The organism is Sphingobacterium sp. HJSM2_6, assembly GCF_049316305.1.
Taxonomy (GTDB): domain Bacteria; phylum Bacteroidota; class Bacteroidia; order Sphingobacteriales; family Sphingobacteriaceae; genus Sphingobacterium.
In genome coordinates, this window is sequence record NZ_JBMOXB010000008.1 from 54,663 (window position 1) to 71,197 (window position 16,535).

At 36.3% G+C, this 16,535-nt stretch carries 13 protein-coding genes; 7 read left to right on the plus strand and 6 right to left on the minus strand.

All coding sequences use genetic code 11. From position 1 onward, the window contains the following. Window positions 1-138 precede the first annotated feature (138 nt). The 5 genes from ACFRAE_RS08835 to ACFRAE_RS08855 all read left to right on the plus strand — a co-directional run bounded on the left by ACFRAE_RS08835 (window position 139) and on the right by ACFRAE_RS08855 (window position 5,373). Window positions 139-981, plus strand: a complete 843-nt coding sequence (locus ACFRAE_RS08835; protein WP_422796781.1) for a helix-turn-helix domain-containing protein — start codon at window positions 139-141, stop codon at window positions 979-981. 158 nt (window positions 982-1,139) lie between these two features. After that, a complete protein-coding gene (locus tag ACFRAE_RS08840; protein ID WP_422796782.1) occupies window positions 1,140-2,357 on the plus strand; it encodes an OmpA family protein in 1,218 nt (405 codons plus the stop codon). Between the two features lie 32 nt (window positions 2,358-2,389). Beyond that, window positions 2,390-3,346: a hypothetical protein gene (locus ACFRAE_RS08845; protein ID WP_422796783.1), complete on the plus strand. Its 957-nt coding sequence runs from the start codon at window positions 2,390-2,392 to the stop codon at window positions 3,344-3,346. A 48-nt stretch (window positions 3,347-3,394) separates the two neighbouring features. Continuing rightward, window positions 3,395-4,189: a hypothetical protein gene (locus ACFRAE_RS08850; protein WP_422796784.1), complete on the plus strand. Its 795-nt coding sequence runs from the start codon at window positions 3,395-3,397 to the stop codon at window positions 4,187-4,189. 617 nt (window positions 4,190-4,806) lie between these two features. Then, entirely contained in the window at window positions 4,807-5,373 is a 567-nt protein-coding gene (locus tag ACFRAE_RS08855) for a dihydrofolate reductase family protein (protein WP_422796785.1), read from the plus strand. Between the two features lie 738 nt (window positions 5,374-6,111). Here ACFRAE_RS08855 and ACFRAE_RS08860 read toward each other — a convergent pair. The 6 genes from ACFRAE_RS08860 to ACFRAE_RS08885 form a co-directional block, all read right to left on the minus strand. Next, window positions 6,112-6,234, minus strand: a complete 123-nt coding sequence (locus ACFRAE_RS08860; protein WP_422796786.1) for a hypothetical protein — start codon at window positions 6,232-6,234, stop codon at window positions 6,112-6,114. A 298-nt stretch (window positions 6,235-6,532) separates the two neighbouring features. Then, on the minus strand, window positions 6,533-8,743 hold the full coding sequence (locus ACFRAE_RS08865) for a glycosyltransferase (RefSeq protein WP_422796787.1): 2,211 nt from the start codon (window positions 8,741-8,743) through the stop codon (window positions 6,533-6,535). Window positions 8,744-9,539: 796 nt separating this feature from the next. Continuing rightward, on the minus strand, window positions 9,540-9,998 hold the full coding sequence (locus ACFRAE_RS08870) for a MaoC family dehydratase (protein WP_422796788.1): 459 nt from the start codon (window positions 9,996-9,998) through the stop codon (window positions 9,540-9,542). Between the two features lie 1,105 nt (window positions 9,999-11,103). Next, window positions 11,104-11,892 (minus strand): hypothetical protein, encoded by a 789-nt coding sequence (locus ACFRAE_RS08875; protein WP_422796789.1) that lies wholly within the window; start codon window positions 11,890-11,892, stop codon window positions 11,104-11,106. 49 nt (window positions 11,893-11,941) lie between these two features. Beyond that, window positions 11,942-14,371: a TonB-dependent receptor gene (locus ACFRAE_RS08880; RefSeq protein WP_422796790.1), complete on the minus strand. Its 2,430-nt coding sequence runs from the start codon at window positions 14,369-14,371 to the stop codon at window positions 11,942-11,944. Window positions 14,372-14,487: 116 nt separating this feature from the next. Then, on the minus strand, window positions 14,488-15,429 hold the full coding sequence (locus tag ACFRAE_RS08885; protein ID WP_422796791.1) for a fasciclin domain-containing protein: 942 nt from the start codon (window positions 15,427-15,429) through the stop codon (window positions 14,488-14,490). A gap of 125 nt (window positions 15,430-15,554) precedes the next feature. Between ACFRAE_RS08885 and ACFRAE_RS08890 the strand changes: the two genes are divergently transcribed. Continuing rightward, a complete protein-coding gene (locus tag ACFRAE_RS08890; protein ID WP_422796792.1) occupies window positions 15,555-16,166 on the plus strand; it encodes a MarR family winged helix-turn-helix transcriptional regulator in 612 nt (203 codons plus the stop codon). Between the two features lie 28 nt (window positions 16,167-16,194). Continuing rightward, the gene (locus ACFRAE_RS08895) at window positions 16,195-16,437 is read left to right on the plus strand and encodes a hypothetical protein (protein WP_422796793.1); all 243 of its coding nucleotides are present in this window, start codon (window positions 16,195-16,197) and stop codon (window positions 16,435-16,437) included. Window positions 16,438-16,535 lie beyond the last annotated feature (98 nt).

Consider the following 16,535-nt stretch of genomic DNA (forward strand, 5'->3'; position numbering starts at 1 on the left):
TTAAGGAAGACAACTCTATTATTTGATTTTATATCACCATTTAAGCAGGGATTAATACTTCAAATTTCCAAAAAAAGAGCAATCCAACGACTGGACACTTCAATCATAGACCTGAATATTAATAAGTATATTTACGTTATGAATACAATTGTCTATCTACCTCATCCTCTGCTGCAACCCTATATTCAAGTGTATATGCATTCCAATGTCGGAAACCAACGGCAGGAGATGGAATTGGATTTGTTTCCAGTAGGCTATGGTGTTCTTACTTTTATTCTTGATGAGGACCATTTTTTATATAATTCTGAACGTAAAAAATATTATAATGTACGTTTTAATTTTACTGGGCAATTGGATTGTCACCATCATCTCACTACCTCATCGGCTTCCATGATCTATGTGCTTTTCAAGCCTTTTGGAGCATTTAAATTATTGGGTATTCCTCAAAACTTACTGCTAAACGAATGCACCTTGATTTCGGATTTGTTGGGCAATCACATTCATGCCCTATGCAGGAAAATGGAAGATCATGCACTCCATCCGGATACGGTATTAACACTACTTGAACACTGGCTTATTGATCAACTAAGAATCAATGCAAGCCTGAATACGGATAAAATTGCCCATGCTTGCCACGAAATCGTTAAACACCAAGGGAATCTACCCATTATGAACTTGTATAGCCTTTCCAATATGTCTAAAAGTTCCCTGGAACAGCATTTTAAAGAGCAAGTAGGTTTATCTCCCAAAACATTCAGTAGGGTAATCCGCTTTAATTTAGTAAATAAATACCTTAAGGATTCAGCAAGTTCCGATTGGCAAGAAATTATCTATCGTTACGGTTATTTTGACCAAGCACACTTTATCCATGAATTCAAGCATTTTTATGGATATACTCCCTCTCAAGTCCATAGGAGTTTAGAGAATCTTTCTGGGCATGTGACGAGCTTGGCAGGCAGTACAGGCAGACCATCTGTTTAGCATTATTTATTGTAAAAAATTCCAAAATCAATATTTGGGCTTTTTTACAATCCAGAACCTTCACTTCCAGTTAATTTTACCAATATCCTGTATAGCACTAAGGAATAAGGCTAACTGGAATTTGGAATTTAAACAGAAAATTTGGAGGATTCTAAACCATGAAAAATTATTTAACTACGCTACTTCTACTTTTGTGTTTGCTTATTTGCCTACCGAAAAGCTACGCACAAATCTTAAAAAGAATCGAAAAAAAAATCCAGCAGAAAGTTAATCACCGCATAGAAAAGAAAACTGATAACGTCATTGAGAATGTCCTTAACAAAGTAGAAAGAGGAATCGATGGAACTTCTCTGGATCAAGATAGCTCATCGACCATGAGGAGTAAGTCCAGCATATTTGATTTTATTCCTGGGGATCACGTTTTGTTTTTGGATGCTTTTGAACAGGAGGCAAAGGGCGATTTTCTTGCACGATGGAATACAAACGGCTCAGGGGAGCTAGTTACAATCCAACATCTAATAGGGAATTGGTTAAAGATACCCGATAATAGCATTAGTTTTCCTGAGTTAAAGACTGCTTTACCAGAAAATTTTACCATAGAATTCGACTTATACTATCCGCAAGGGACAACTAGACCTCCCATTACGTTTGGATTTACGGAACTGGCTAACCCCGCTAAGTCGAGTATACAACATAAGAAGCTCTTTTACTTTCATATTCCTGCAACAATCAAAAACAACATTGGCTATTCTACAAGTCTTTATTCCGGACGGGAAATTACCCAATCGTGGCCAGCAAATAAAATGGCAGGAAGGATTGTCCATGTGAGTATAGCAGTACAAAATACCCGTATACGGCTCTACATGGATGAAAATAAAATTTTTGATCTTCCGAAAGCCTTTGATTCCAATAGGCTAAGGAATAATTTTCATTTTCGAGCAGCTCCCATTATCCCTGAAGCCAAAGATGGATTTTACGTGAGCAACCTGCGGATCGCAGAAGCAGGGGTAGATGCACGAAGTCAATTGATCAATACTGGAAAATACAGCACAACAGGTATATTTTTCGAAGTTGGATCTGCAAGCATCAAACCTCAGTCTTTTGGCATCCTTAAGGAAATGGCAGATATCCTGCTTGATCAATCAGACCTTCAACTTAAAATCATAGGACATACCGATACTGATGGTAACCAAGAGCTGAATGTGGAGCTGTCCAGAAAACGGGCTGCAGCGGTCAAAACGATCTTGGAAAAAGTATATAATATAGATGCTAAGCGGCTTATTATCGAAGGGAAAGGTGCTTCTGAACCGGTATCTCAAAACCATACCTTGGAAGGAAAGGCCAGTAATCGTAGGGTAGAATTTATTAAGCAGTAAAAACATTTGAAGGCTAATTTAAAACTTAAAAAATGAAATCGTTAACCTATACAATAAAAGCAATTCTTGTAATACTAGCACTGGTAACCAGTTGCAGTAAAGATGGAAATGAAGGGCCCAAAGGTAACACGGGAGATCCCGGAATCCCAGGAAAAGACGGTACGTTAATACGTAGTGGCAATGGTGCTCCTGCAGGGACTTTGGGAAATTTAGGGGATATGTACCTGGATAAAACAGCAGCTAGTCTCTATGGTCCTAAAACCAATATTGGTTGGGGCATACCATTGGTTTTGAAAGGATCAACTGGATCAACTGGAGCAGCAGGAACAGCAGGTTCAACAGGACCTACTGGATCCACTGGACCCACTGGTGCAGCTGGATCTAAAATCTTAAGCGGAAATACAAATCCCGAAATAAGTGTAGGTTCACCAGGAGATTATTACCTAAACCGCATGTCAGGAGATTTCTTTGGCCCTAAAATAGCTTTGGTATGGGGATCAGCAATTAACCTGAAAGGTGCAGCCAATGTAATTGCCAGTACCTGGGTTGATTATAATTGGAATAATACGAACTCAGAAACGCGTAAAATCATGGCTCATAGCATACCTACACCCATATTAAATGCTGTGGGATATGCTAATTTACAGTTGTTTTATAATGCAGGTGGGCTGATGTTGGTATATGGAAGAAATTTTGGGTCAAGTCATAATGTGCTATTTGATTATGCCTTTCGCAATGCGCGATATTCTTTGGCAGTCTCGCATTCAGCTATTCCAAATTATCAAATTTTTATAGGAATAGAAAGCCTGAATGGTGCGAATTTACAGGATACAGAATACAGTTCAATTCGGGGAAACCGTTTCCGATATGTATTAATTCCTCCAGGTAGGCAGCTTTCAGGATCAACTCAAACGCAGGAGAAATGGCGGAGCTTCTGGAGAACTAAAAGTTATGCCCAAGTCATCCAGCTATTAGAAATCAAAGATTAGCTTGGAAAATCAATCCATCAGAAAATTAACCAATAAAGCCATAAATCGATGAAAACAACTTTATTATTAATCTTATCCATTCTTTTTACCATCATAACCTCCTGTAGCAAAAAAGATAGTCCTGATCCAAGGGAGTATGGTTTCTTTGTAAAAACCATTCAGCTCACGTACCCAAATGCAGGAGCGATTAGAGCGTCAATTTTCGAATACAATGAAAAGAATCAAATAAAGTACTTTGAGTTTAACATAGGGACGATCACCTACAAATCTGCTTTAACCTATACTGATCAAGATTTAATTTCACGTGTCGATATGGATGTGCTTTACACAGTTCCTGCACACAATTATGGTTATATATTCGAATATAGCTACGAAAATGATATACTGCTTGACTATAAACTAAATGGAACTAGGTACCCTGTAAATTACAATGCAGCAAACAAATCCTATGGTATTTCCACCAGACTGTACCATTGGGATGTAAATAATAACCTTAAAAAAATAACCAATAGCGCTGGTAGCTCTACATTTATTGATATTAATTATTTAAGTGGTTCTGGAATATTTAAAGAAGATAAGGTGCAAATGGCTTTTGCTATTTTTTCTGATCATTTGGCTAGAAGTTCAGACCCAAGACCCTATCATCATGTGATGGAGCATTTTGCATTTAGTAAAAATGAAATTGGAAGCTATAATCTTCCAGACTACGTCAGTTATCACCTTAAGGCGATCCGAGATGATCAGGGAAATATTAACAGCTATGAAATACATAATGCCGATGGAGTATTGTTGCGAAGATATGCGTTAACTTATGAAAAACGGATAATTAACATTGCCCCATAATCGGATAGAAATTAAAAGCGGCAGCACTTTAGTGAGTATTTACTATGCTTGTTCAACATCACGCTTTTCCTTTGCGGAGTTCAAGCTTTTAAACTGCGTTAAATAATTCAACAACCATGCTTGGATAAAAAATAAATCGATAACCTATAGGTAAGGTTGGTGAATAGATTTCTTTGAATATAGCAAACAACCAAAGGATTGACAAGGCTAGAACTTAGGTTCTAGCAACTGCTATTCACAACCATTGAACGATGATTAACATAAACCTAAATAAATTCGGTTTTTTTGGGAATGAATTTGGTGAATAAAATCCTTTTAAGAATTCCTAGAAGTAATGAATAGATACCTTTACTTAAACTAATGGAACCTTCCTTTATAAAATTTTCTAAACGAAGAAAAATGAAACGTTCTTATTGTTTTCTGCCCAAATGCAAGGGGATTATATCATGATGAATTTACGAATGCATTTTTTATGCTGTTGATTGCAAAACATTTACATAATTTTATATACTTAATATGGTTAGTTACGGAATTTAGGTTGTTAAGGAGCTTAATCTGCCAAATTCTACTAATTAAAGAATTGATTTTATCACTAAACCAATTAAAAAGTATGAAACATGAGAAAAATAATTGCAGCAATTAACACTACTCTTGACGGAATATGCGATCATACAGTGGGTATACCTGACGGTGAATTGCATCATTATTATGCGGAACTGCTTAGCAATTCTGACGCGATTTTATTTGGAAGGGTAACGTATCAGCTTATGGAATTTTGGAAGACTTTGGTAGAAAATCCATCAGGCGAAAAATCTATGGATCATTTTGCCCATGTTATAGACCATATTCCTAAACTTGTATTTTCAAGAACGCTTGATCATGTAAATTGGGAAAGTGCAAAATTGGCCGAACACAATCTTGATGAAGAAATTCTAATACTTAAACAACAACCTGGAAAAGACATCTTAGTTGGCAGTCGCAGCTTGATTATCCAATTATTGGAATTAAATTTAATTGATGAATTTCAGTTAAGTATCCATCCGGTAGTGGCCGGAGGTGGATTGTCATTATTTGAAGGATATAAAAATAGCACCGAATTTAAACTTATTAATTCAAAAATATTTCTCAGTGGAGTGGTAACGCTTTACTATGCCTGCTCTACTCATACCAGAAAACATACGTAAAGACGCAAACGAACTGCTTGTATTGTATAAATAAATATTTCGTCAATCATCTTATAGCGTATTTGCTGTGGTAGACTAGAGGCAGACGGAAAAGTACTGCTCACGATTTGTTCAGTATATATTTTAATTAACCAACTTTAAAATAGAAAACGCTTGTTCACCTCGTATCTTTTATATCCAAGTTGTAGTCTCAATAAATTGCATATACTACACAGAATATAGACCCATTGTTTGTATCTCTTTCAATCCCAATAGTATCTTTTTCAGTTTCAATTCGATGTTTTACGCTGTACGTATCAGAAGCTATAGCTGAACGCCGTATAAATATCACTGAAGATCTAATGTTTTTGTATTTTAAGTTAGGTGTAAGTAATTCAGATCCTAGGTTCATACATTACGCAAATGCTTGAATAATTAGACGAAGCAATACTTCCTAAATAGGGTCTTTAGTTATTTCCGTAATATGGACATATGTATAAGCTGTTCTAACTATTAGCGGCAAAACAGGGATTTCCAAAAACTATATTTTTCGTTGCGGGGAAGCGTTACTTACTTAAATAACAAGGACTGACATTCCTCTTGTTGCTTTATGGAAAACTTACTAAGGTTTCCATAAAGCAACATAACAACTATTATAGATCTGTTTGGAACCTTTTAGTTTTGGGTGAAACTCGCATGTTGTTGACAACAACAAAAGGAATAGCAGCTAGCCATAAAAAGCTGATATCGTTTAAAAGTTTATTTCTTTTTCTTGCTAAACACATTTGCTGTGGTTTCCTTGGACGTCGAATCTTTTTCCTTTTGGTAAGAGGATGGTAATTTTTCTTTTGTGCTTTTTTCTTTTTTCTGATCTTTACTCATGGTAGGAATTGTTTAAAAAGTTAATTTTTATTGAACCAATCGTAACTTTCGATAATCCGTTAGCAAGGCTGACGTAGCGTTGACTACGCTGAAAGTGTTCAATTGCGATGTAATAAATGATAATTGCTTTTAAAGTAGGGATTGTTACAAGACAATCTGAAAAACATAAGGGTAAAGCAACATGCTTTAATTTATGACTGACCTGCTGCAAGGGGTTTATTTAAAAAGCAGGTTTTTATTTAACAAGGTAATGATAAAAATTGACGTTCAGGGATGATGTGTGTTAATTTTCGAAATTTTAATTTGGCAAAACATGCATTTCCATTATAAGTCTGGCCAAAAGATAACTGAGGGTTGATTCTGCACCTTGATTTATGTTTACGGTATCTTCCTCGAGCCCATCAAAGCATCCTCCAGTAACAGGGTTATAAACGATTTGATTAAGATGATTTCGACCCAAAAACCATTCAAAGGCAATTTCCATCATCTCTCTGTAACGATATTCCTGACTTTCTTTGTAAAATCGATCCAAAGCAATGATTGTATAGGCGACATCAATAGGCTGTTCGCCACCTTTGCTTGCTGTTTTAACACTTCCACGCTGAGCCCAACCCTTATTGGATATGACATGGATTTCATTATTAATCATAATCTTACTAAGAAGAAAATTGAATGCCTTATAGCCAACTTCTTTGTAAACGGTTTCCCCGGTGCGTTGATAGGCAGCGAGTAAAGCTTCAGGAATAGCACTGTTTCCGTAAGTGAGGTAGGATTCGAACCACAGCCATTCCGAAGAGCTTTCATGATTAAACATTGCTATTAAGCGATCTGCTAAGGTTGTTAACTCTTTTCGATAACGGTTGTGCTTAATATAACTCAATCCTTTAATCGTAAAGGACATCGATCGAGTAGAATGATAAGATAGAAAATGAATGGAAGTCTGATCTAACAATTCATTGGCTAAAGAAATGATTTTTTCTGGTAAGGTATGGGACATACCGATGACCTCACCCAAAGCCCATACTGCCCGTCCATTTGCGTCTTCGAGATTTTCACAATAGTTTTGATCAGTAAATTGACCTTTATGATCTACATAATTCAAGAAAGTTCCGTCTTTTTGTTGACAATAGGCGATAAATTGAAGATATTTCTGGATTAACACCAAATCGTCTTGGGATTGCGTTAGTTGGTAATGGTAGAGTAAAGCGATTAGCGCTCGTGCATTATCATCAAGTGCAAAACCACTGTTTTCATCGGGCGTACTTACATTTGCAAACTGTACAAATCCGATATTCGTGGTCATACGCAGAATGTGATCCAATTTGATTGGAGGGACAACATATTGTAGCTTTTGTTGCTCACCGATCAAGTTCTGAAAGACATTTACATACGCTATTGCGGTATTTTGCCAAGATGTGGCCACGGTTTTCTGCAAATTAATATGGCGGATCCTCTCGAGTTTTGCTGAATCGTTCAAAATTTGATTAACGGCATCTGCCAATTGATCTGGCGCTTCATAGTCGATAATAATACCCATTTCTTCCTTCAACACCTCACGCACATGGGGTATAGGCGTTGAGACGATTGGGCACCCGGAGCTCAATGCATAAGAAAACGTGCCACTTACGGCTTGAAATGGATCTTTAGAAGTAAATAGGTAAACATCCGTAATCTGTAAGTAAGATAATAAATCTTCCGTTGATAAAAATTCATCAACAAATCGGACATTTTCCTCGATCTGATATTGAACCACTAGTTCTTTAAGCATGTTTCTATAGCGTTCTCCTTCTTCTTGAAGTAGAGCAGGATGTGTCATGCCAAGAATGAGAAACATTACATTTGGTTCGATGGCAATGATCGATGGAAGTGCCTTCAATGTGGTTTCAATGCTTTTTCCAGGACCTATCAGCCCAAAGGTACTCAGCACTTTTTTATTTAATAGGTCAAACTTTTGACGAATATAATTTTTATCAACAGCAGGAGCTAAGTGGGTGCCATGTGGTATCAATACAATTTTCTCAGGCGAAACTTTATAATCAGTTATCAGAATATTGGCTGAAGTTCGAGTCATCACTAAGACCCGGGAAGCGGCCTCAGTAAGTGCCTGAACATTTTCGGCTAATAATTGATTGGGTGAGGGTAATACAGTATGGAAAACCAATAACACGGGATTCCTTAGATTGCTAATTAAGGAGAGTAAGGCTTTTTCTTGATCTTTAAAGAGTCCAAATTCATGCTGAATACACAGCAAATCTATAGTTGAAGTTGAATTAATATGTTCTATTAGTCTATCAAATGAATTTGGTACATAAACTTGAAGTTTCTGATTGCTTTCAAAATCATAAACTTGTTCAATTCCATCGTTCTCTATGGGTATGGGTAAAAGATTAAAAGCATGAAATTTGTGCTCTATTGCTGTCATAAGGTCCGTCGTGTACGTAGCAATACCGCATGCTCGTGGGGGGAAAGTTGAAAGGAATGCTATTCCTTTTTTTGATATAAGTGTCATTATTTTGAAGTTAGGGCCTTGCATACTATCGTCTCGTATTTTACAAGGTCTGCATGTGGGAAGGAACTCCAATGTACACAATTAAAAGGATATTTCTGTAAATTATTAATTCGTCCTTTAAATGTTTGGGGTTAAGGGTCTTGTCTTATTTTATTGTGAATCAATATGTTTCGAGCTTATTGGCGTATGGAAGAATGTAAAAATGAGGTCTGTAAGCATAGCAACATCAAATTTCGCTGGAGTTTACTTTTTGGCTACTGTATTACATGAGGTATATTGAAGAGTTGCTACACGCAAACTGCCCATTGCAAAGATAGTCCGCATAATCTCTCTTCAAAAGCCTTATCAACGTTCTAATCCTGATTTCTCAATTAAGTATCTAAAAAAAATAATATTAAACTGGCTTTTAATTTCCAAAACCAATCTGCTATTTAATGTGGAGGTAAACGTTGGAAACCGTTTACATGGCGAGCAGCGCCCTCAGGGTTTTACTAGTGCATTAATTTCAAAGGGATCAAATTGATGCAGAAGATACCCAATCTTTTATTTAATTATTTTCTGCTATGAATGAAACTTAAGTACTTCCATAGAATGTTAAAGATTACCAAAGAAGCCAGCTTCAGGCAACCCATACCGGCTTAAACTGATCTATTGAATCACGTGGTTCAATTACATGCTAACAAAATGATTTATAAATAGTCAATATATTAAAGACTTACTCCTCTATGCTGTCCGATTAAATTCCGACACCTGTAAACTTTAGTAAATTGGTTTAGAAGAGTTTTTCTTTACCACGTCAATTGAAGTGGTAAAGAAAAATTACATCACCTACGTATGCTGGTTTAGCATAACCTTTAATAGCCAGCTTCGCTTGGATAACAGCTTTCACTGTTCCCCTCAAATTGGTTATTGACCTTACCGTTGCCTGCAGTTGAACCTCACTATTTACAGGTACCGCTTGTCCAAACTTAAGGTGTTCAATCCCATAATTGATTTCCATTTTTACATTACGTACATCTGCAATTTGCTTCCATAAATAAGGTATTAATGAAAGAGTTAGATATCCGTGAGCTATAGTAGTTTGAAATGGACCTTCATTTTTGGCCTTTTCTTCATCTATGTGAATCCATTGATGATCTAATGTTGCTTGAGCAAATCTGTTGATTTGACCTTGATCTATTTTATGCCAATTGGAAGTCCCTAATATCTTCCCTTCATATGATTTATATTCTTCAAAATTGTTGATGATTACCATGTGTCAGAATAATATGAATAGTTATAGCTAGTTTTCAATACAAGTTTATAAAAAGATTACTTAATCAACAAATATGAAATGAATTTACACTGTTTTTAATTAATTAAGTAAACTTTTTCAAGGATTTATCAACTAAACATGCCGTGATTGGATAAACCGTTTTTAGAATATACTTCCATATTATTTAAGAAATTAAATTGGTTGAATGGTTATTTAATCTAATCTATCCTCAATAAATCCTATGCTGAGGACAAATCTGTGTGGATTTTGAGTTCTATTTTGAACTATAGTACGATGAAATTTCGAAATGGTCAGATCGAAAAAGGATTAAGGAAGGGGAGAGTTGGGATCTTCGGTATTTCTCCAATCATCTATGCCGCTATCCTTAAGCCTTTTATTGAAAATGGAGAATAGACAAAAAGGGATTACATGCTACAGTGCCTTAGTAGCGGTAAATATTCCACAATAGCCTGAACGTTTTAAAACCTAAGAAGCACTGTCAAAAGTAAAACGAGCGTATTTAGAACGTTAACCATTACCGTGCGAGTTCCCTAAGTTGGACAAATACTCATTTAATGGGTATACAGCTGTCTACATTAAAAATAACCTGATATTTAGAGTGGGCTTTTTCCAAGGCAAAATCCAAATATGTCATTTTTAGATATATTTGTTTTAAGTCTAAAAGCTTCATCCCTAATTTTTTAAATCGTGTAATAAAATCAAAACAAGGGGGCTATCTAAATTATCACACAACAGGTAATTAAAGTCAACAATATGTGTCTTATAAAATCGCGAAGAAGTGTAGAATGCGATTGAATTATGCTGAACTTCGTAATAATTAGCTAATAGATACCTCACACATGTTACTTAAACATAGCCCGAGGAAATAAAGTAATACAGATTATAATTTTTGAAAAATCATCTAAAAATATAGTTACTTTATTTGGGAGATTTCTACAGTTTCCGATTAAGACATGACTTGTGAACCCACTGAAAATGCGTTCTTTAGGATATGTCTAAAATGCGGTTGATGTTATTAAATATTAGGGTTTGAAATTGCTTCGTTCAAGCGTGTGATAATTCGCTAGGTACTGCGCTAGCACTTTCACGGTTCCAATAAATTAAGCTTATTAAGGTGCTTGTTAGCTGGGCGTACCAAGTTAAAAAAGATACCCAACAAAATGGCCGTAGCAACACCGTAGGACGTGTAAACTATCGCACTATACTCTTGCTGACGAGTGGCAATAGCCAGCAAAGCCCAGATTCCTACCAAGCCAAAAACTCGCATATTTCGCTGGGTTACCATGTACATGTTTACCAAACCGGCTACGACCAGCATAATCAAAGTCCAATTTACCGCTGAAACACCCCAAGCGCTCCAAGAAATTTTAGTGAGGTAGGCAGCTATATTTGCAATAATGGCTACCGAAATCCACCCAAGGTATAAATTAAAAGGAAGAGCAATTAACATATAATCTTTCTTATTTATCGTAGTTAAATTACATTTTAACTTGATTATCATGTTAATTAGCGATAGCAGTAATATCACCATCAAAAACACACTAATCAAGGTGTTGTTGTAAAGCCAAGCTACTACCCACAGAGAGTTGGCTAGGCTGGAGATTAAAAACCACCAGCCAATTTTTCCTATGGCTTGATTTGGTTCATTTCGAGTAAACAAAAACCTCCCAGTATAAATGCTAAATGCCAAGAGACCTAAATAGATAAGTCCCCAAATTGAAAACGCGTAACCTGCTGGGGTAAATAAATTTAAATATTGATCTGAAACGGTTTGCATTGTATTTCCGTTAAAGACACCAGTGTTCGAAAGGTAATTAACGATAATGGTACTTACCAAAGCAATTCCATTGATAATAGCTAATGTTCTGTTCATGATTGCAATTTTAAACTAAGATTAAAACCAATTGCTGTCTAAAAAGTTGTTAAAATTCGAAAATAACTCCTAGGGAAGGGATCAAGTTTCCAGAGGTAGTATTCAGAATTGTTGGAATAGCATTAGTTCCGTCGGATTTAACGGCCTGTCCATCTGTAGTAACAAAGCTTAAGTTGTCTTCAGTACGTTGGAAAGTATATTTAGGGAAATCGTCATTTTTAGACTTAAGGATATTTTGTATATCCACATATAGATTAAGGGACGTACGTTTATAATTAATTCGTTTATCAACTCTAAAATCTAATTGATTGAAGGCGTTCAAACGATTGACGTTTAATTGCGCATAGTTTGCTATCCCCGTTCCTAAGCTTAAATAGTTCAATTGTGATGCTACTAAGTCGAACGGGGTGTAAGGAGTACCGCCGGCGTAACGGTATTTCAGACCAAAATCCCAATTACGTTTCAGTTTGTAGCCTAATGTTAAAGATAATAGATGCCTATTATCCCAAGATGAAGAAAATAAGTGGCCGTTGCTGCCCGAAAACTTACTGACTACATACGAATAGCTAGCCACGTAAAATAATTGCCTCATAAGTTTTTGTTGGGCAAACACTTCAAAACCGTAAGTTTCACCATCCCCAGTACTCATTAACGGTTCGCTACCAAACGACGTGTATTCTGTACCTTGATTAGCCAAGGAAATACCATTGTTGATGGACACCAAATAGTTATTATAGCGTTTGTAAAATGTCTCGAAGGTAAAGCGAAGCGCTGGTGTAGGTAGAAATTGAGTTCCTAACACATAATGTGTAGATTGAATGTATTCTAGATTTTTATTACTTGCTTGACCTCTGTCACTTAAATAACCTAAAGCGGTATAGGGCGGGATTTTAAAATACGTTCCTACGGATGCATTGATATCCCATTTTGGACTTAAATGATAGCTTAAGGATAGTCTCGGCGAGATTGTTTTTAACGGATTATTCCCATTATTTGTAAACGAGTTCATATCGGTACGAACACCCGCAGAAACCAATAAACTTTCGTTAAATAAGTTTTTTGAGGCTTGTACGAATGCACCATATTTCCAAAAATTGATTTCATTATTAAAATTGATTGTTTTTTCTGGGCTAACAAGTTTGCCATTTAAGTCATATACTGCGTTAGTTAAGCGATTGTATAATTCGCCTTTATAGCCAACAACTTGCGCAACCATACCTGCACCAAGTTTCCAACCGTTTAAAAACTTATTGATGTCAATTCTTAATTTATTTTCAGCTTCTTGCGATTCTACATTTAACACACGTTTGATCTCATCCTGTGCCTGATCTTCAAACTTATCCAACCTGTTATCAAACATGTTTCGGCTAAGTGTGAAGTTTAAAAATCCATTTTCAATTCTATGATTAAGGTTTATACCAACGGTATAGTTCCACTGATTGATGTAAGGTGTGGAGCGTAAAATGTAAGTATTTTCTAAGGTAGATTTTTTGGTTGGTGCAAATTGGAACCGATCTATGGCACCTAAACCAATTGTTGTTAATTTGGTTTTATCACTAAACTTGTGGCTAAGTTTAAATTGAAAGTCCTCGAAATTTGGCCGAATAGGTAAATCTATCAGTTTAAACAAAAAACTAAGGTATGATTTGCGTGCCGAAGCCAAAAAAGTAGTGTTTTTAGCTATGGGTCCTTCCAGCGTCAACGCTGTTTCAGTTAAGCTAACCCTGGCATTACCTGAGAATTTTTCTGTATTTCCGTCTCTTTGTTTAATCACAAATGTAGAAGACAGGGGATTGTCGTAACGAGCATCAAATGCCGAAGAGCTTAGTTTCAAACTTTCGATGAAAGATACATTTAAAATTCCTTGTGCGCCGCCAGAGCTCCCCTGAGTTTGAAAATGGTTGAGCACAGGAATTTCGATACCATCCAAATAGTAAACATTCTCATTCGGTGCACCACCCCGAATGATGATGTCATTTCTCTCACCTGTACCATTGCTAATCCCCACCCCTGGTAGTGTTTGTACTACTTTTGAAACGTCGAAATTGCCACCAGGATTGCTTCTAATTTCTTCGGCAGTTAACTGTTGTACCGACAGCGGAGTAACCAAATCGGTTGCAATGGCAGTTTTTTCTCGGTTAAACTTGATGTTAACTGCTTGAAGATATTTTGACTCAGATTGAAGTTCAAAGTTTACAATTTGTGGTGTTCCACTGCCAACCACAATGTTGTATTTAACTTGGCTGGCAAAGCCAATCCTGCTCAATGTCAATTTATATGTGCCCACAGGAACTTGGATTTTGTAATTTCCAAGACTATCGGAAACTGCACCTATGTTAATTTCATTGACTTGAATAGAAGCCCCTAAAATGCCAACCCTTGTATTCGCATCGAGCACCGATCCTGTAATTAAGCCAGTGTTTTGCGCTTTGGCAAATAGACTGACAATTAATAAGGCGAGAGTAAGAATTTTTTTCAATGTTAGTTTAAATGCTATAAATGTTAAAAAATTAACCGACGTCGGATTAAGGAAAAATCCGGAATGGTATAATAGTATACCAATTCCGGAAAAACTAAACTATTAGTGCTATCAATTTATGGCAACAAAACTTGATCTATTACATGGATTACTCCATTGGTAGTCATAAGATCTGTTAAAGTAATGTTAGCTGCTGTAGTATTTGAAGTTCCTTTTACTTTTGCACCGCTTGCTAATGTTATGGTTAAAGCACCTGTTTGCAATGTAATTGGCTTAGCTCCTTCGCTTAAGTCGCTGGAAAGAATTCGGCCAGCAATTACGTGGTAGGTTAATATGTTAGTTAACGCTGATGGATCTGCAGCTTGGATGGCTTCAACATTAGCGAAACCAGCATTAATAAAGGCTTGGTTGGTTGGTGCAAAAACAGTGTATGGTCCAGCACTAGCTAATACTTGCGCTACATTTGTACCACCTTGACTGGCTCTAAGTACTGCAGCAACTAGAAAACTAAAGTTGGCATTTGCTTGGGCAGTTTCAACAATGTTACCGCTGGGGGGCATAATTACTTTATTAATTACATGTATAACACCATTGCTCGCATTGATATCAGCAGTAGTAACAGCCGCTCCGTTAACAAAAACACCTGATTGGTTTTTTGTTACAAACACGTTGATATCGGCAGCTGTCATAACCGCCGTATTGTTAGCCGTAGCGATTGAAGATGAAGCTAATCGAGCAGGTAAAACGTGGTATAAAAGTACACGTTTCAAAGTTTCTACAGGCATTGCTTTAATCTTTGTATCTGTATCTAAACCGGCCGCAGCAAAAGCAGCATTATTAGGTGCAAAAACCGTGAACGAACCCTTACCTTCTAAAACACCGGTTAAATTTGCATGGATTAAAGCCGTTTGCAGTAATGAAAAATCTGCGTTGCTCGTAACTACGCCTAGAATGTCTTGATTTTGTGGCTCGTTGTTTTCTTTTTTACAAGCACCTAGTATCGCTATACCAGCAATTACCATAATAATCAATAATTTTTTAAGTTTAATAGTTTTCATATAATTAGTATTTTAAAGTACTTTTATCAACATCAAATATCTAAATAAGTTTTATATTATACTAAAATATTTGAAAATAGTTTATTTTTACACTAATTCTAATTACAATACGCTAATATTTAAATATGTCTTATCGATTAATCAAGGATTTAGTGACACTTGTAGAACTATATCGACAAAGCACCGAGTTGAGTGAAGTTGATGATATGCAGACTTTCTTACAATGGGCATTGAATCAAGAAGAATCTACATCAGAATCACAAGAACCAAATTGGCTAGGGAAGGAGCTTGGCCGAAGTCCAGAAAGTGTAATTAATACTTGCTTGGTACATTTATATCGTTATGCTAGGCAACATGCAAAGGAAGCGATTATAGATTCGGAGTTTACAACTTCCGATGATTTGTTTTACTTAATTACTTTATCTGCCCACGGCAATATGACTAAAACTGCACTGATCAAACATAATGTACACGATAAGTCCGTTGGAATTCAAATCATTAACAGGTTGATTGCAGGTGATTTTGTAGAACAGTCGGACGCAGCAAACGATAAAAGGAATAAGATTATTCAAATTACTGAAAAGGGTAGGGCTGCTTTAGATATCCACCTTAACAATATGAGACAGGCATCTAAAAAAGTTACGGAGCCTTTAACTCGCTCAGAAAAACTAGAGTTGATTAAACTTCTGGTAAAACTCGAAGATTTTCATCAACAAAACCGCAGTACCTTTCCTTGAAATTGCATTAATTTAAAAAGGACAAAATTTGGAAGAAAAGAGATTCAAATCCAAGCGACAAACCATTCGCTATTTCCGTGATAAACAGAAGCGCGGGATGATCAATGGTTATCTCAAGGGTAGTCATTCCAAACACCAGATTTGGTTTGATTTTACCGGAAAGCCAAGAGAAATGGAACAGATCTTAAAATTTATGCGACAACTTGGCTATCTTGATGAGCAAGTAATGAAGAAACCCTTGACATTTTTGATGGAAAATAAGCCGCACTAAAAGAACCCCATCAAAGAAACGGTAGAAGATATCGATGAAAATCCGAAATAATGCGTCTTAAGCGCGGATTAGAGGAGTCGAAGATCAGGGGGTCTTAT

What these genes read in the sequence shown, in the direction of transcription:
- ACFRAE_RS08835 (WP_422796781.1), top strand. Translation starts at nt 139, where the DNA reads ATGAATACAATTGTCTATCTACCTCATCCTCTGCTGCAACCCTATATT.
- ACFRAE_RS08840 (WP_422796782.1), top strand. Translation starts at nt 1,140, where the DNA reads ATGAAAAATTATTTAACTACGCTACTTCTACTTTTGTGTTTGCTTATT.
- ACFRAE_RS08845 (WP_422796783.1), top strand. Translation starts at nt 2,390, where the DNA reads ATGAAATCGTTAACCTATACAATAAAAGCAATTCTTGTAATACTAGCA.
- ACFRAE_RS08850 (WP_422796784.1), top strand. Translation starts at nt 3,395, where the DNA reads ATGAAAACAACTTTATTATTAATCTTATCCATTCTTTTTACCATCATA.
- ACFRAE_RS08855 (WP_422796785.1), top strand. Translation starts at nt 4,807, where the DNA reads ATGAGAAAAATAATTGCAGCAATTAACACTACTCTTGACGGAATATGC.
- ACFRAE_RS08860 (WP_422796786.1), bottom strand. Translation starts at nt 6,234, where the DNA reads ATGAGTAAAGATCAGAAAAAAGAAAAAAGCACAAAAGAAAAATTACCA.
- ACFRAE_RS08865 (WP_422796787.1), bottom strand. Translation starts at nt 8,743, where the DNA reads ATGACACTTATATCAAAAAAAGGAATAGCATTCCTTTCAACTTTCCCC.
- ACFRAE_RS08870 (WP_422796788.1), bottom strand. Translation starts at nt 9,998, where the DNA reads ATGGTAATCATCAACAATTTTGAAGAATATAAATCATATGAAGGGAAG.
- ACFRAE_RS08875 (WP_422796789.1), bottom strand. Translation starts at nt 11,892, where the DNA reads ATGAACAGAACATTAGCTATTATCAATGGAATTGCTTTGGTAAGTACC.
- ACFRAE_RS08885 (WP_422796791.1), bottom strand. Translation starts at nt 15,429, where the DNA reads ATGAAAACTATTAAACTTAAAAAATTATTGATTATTATGGTAATTGCT.
- ACFRAE_RS08890 (WP_422796792.1), top strand. Translation starts at nt 15,555, where the DNA reads ATGTCTTATCGATTAATCAAGGATTTAGTGACACTTGTAGAACTATAT.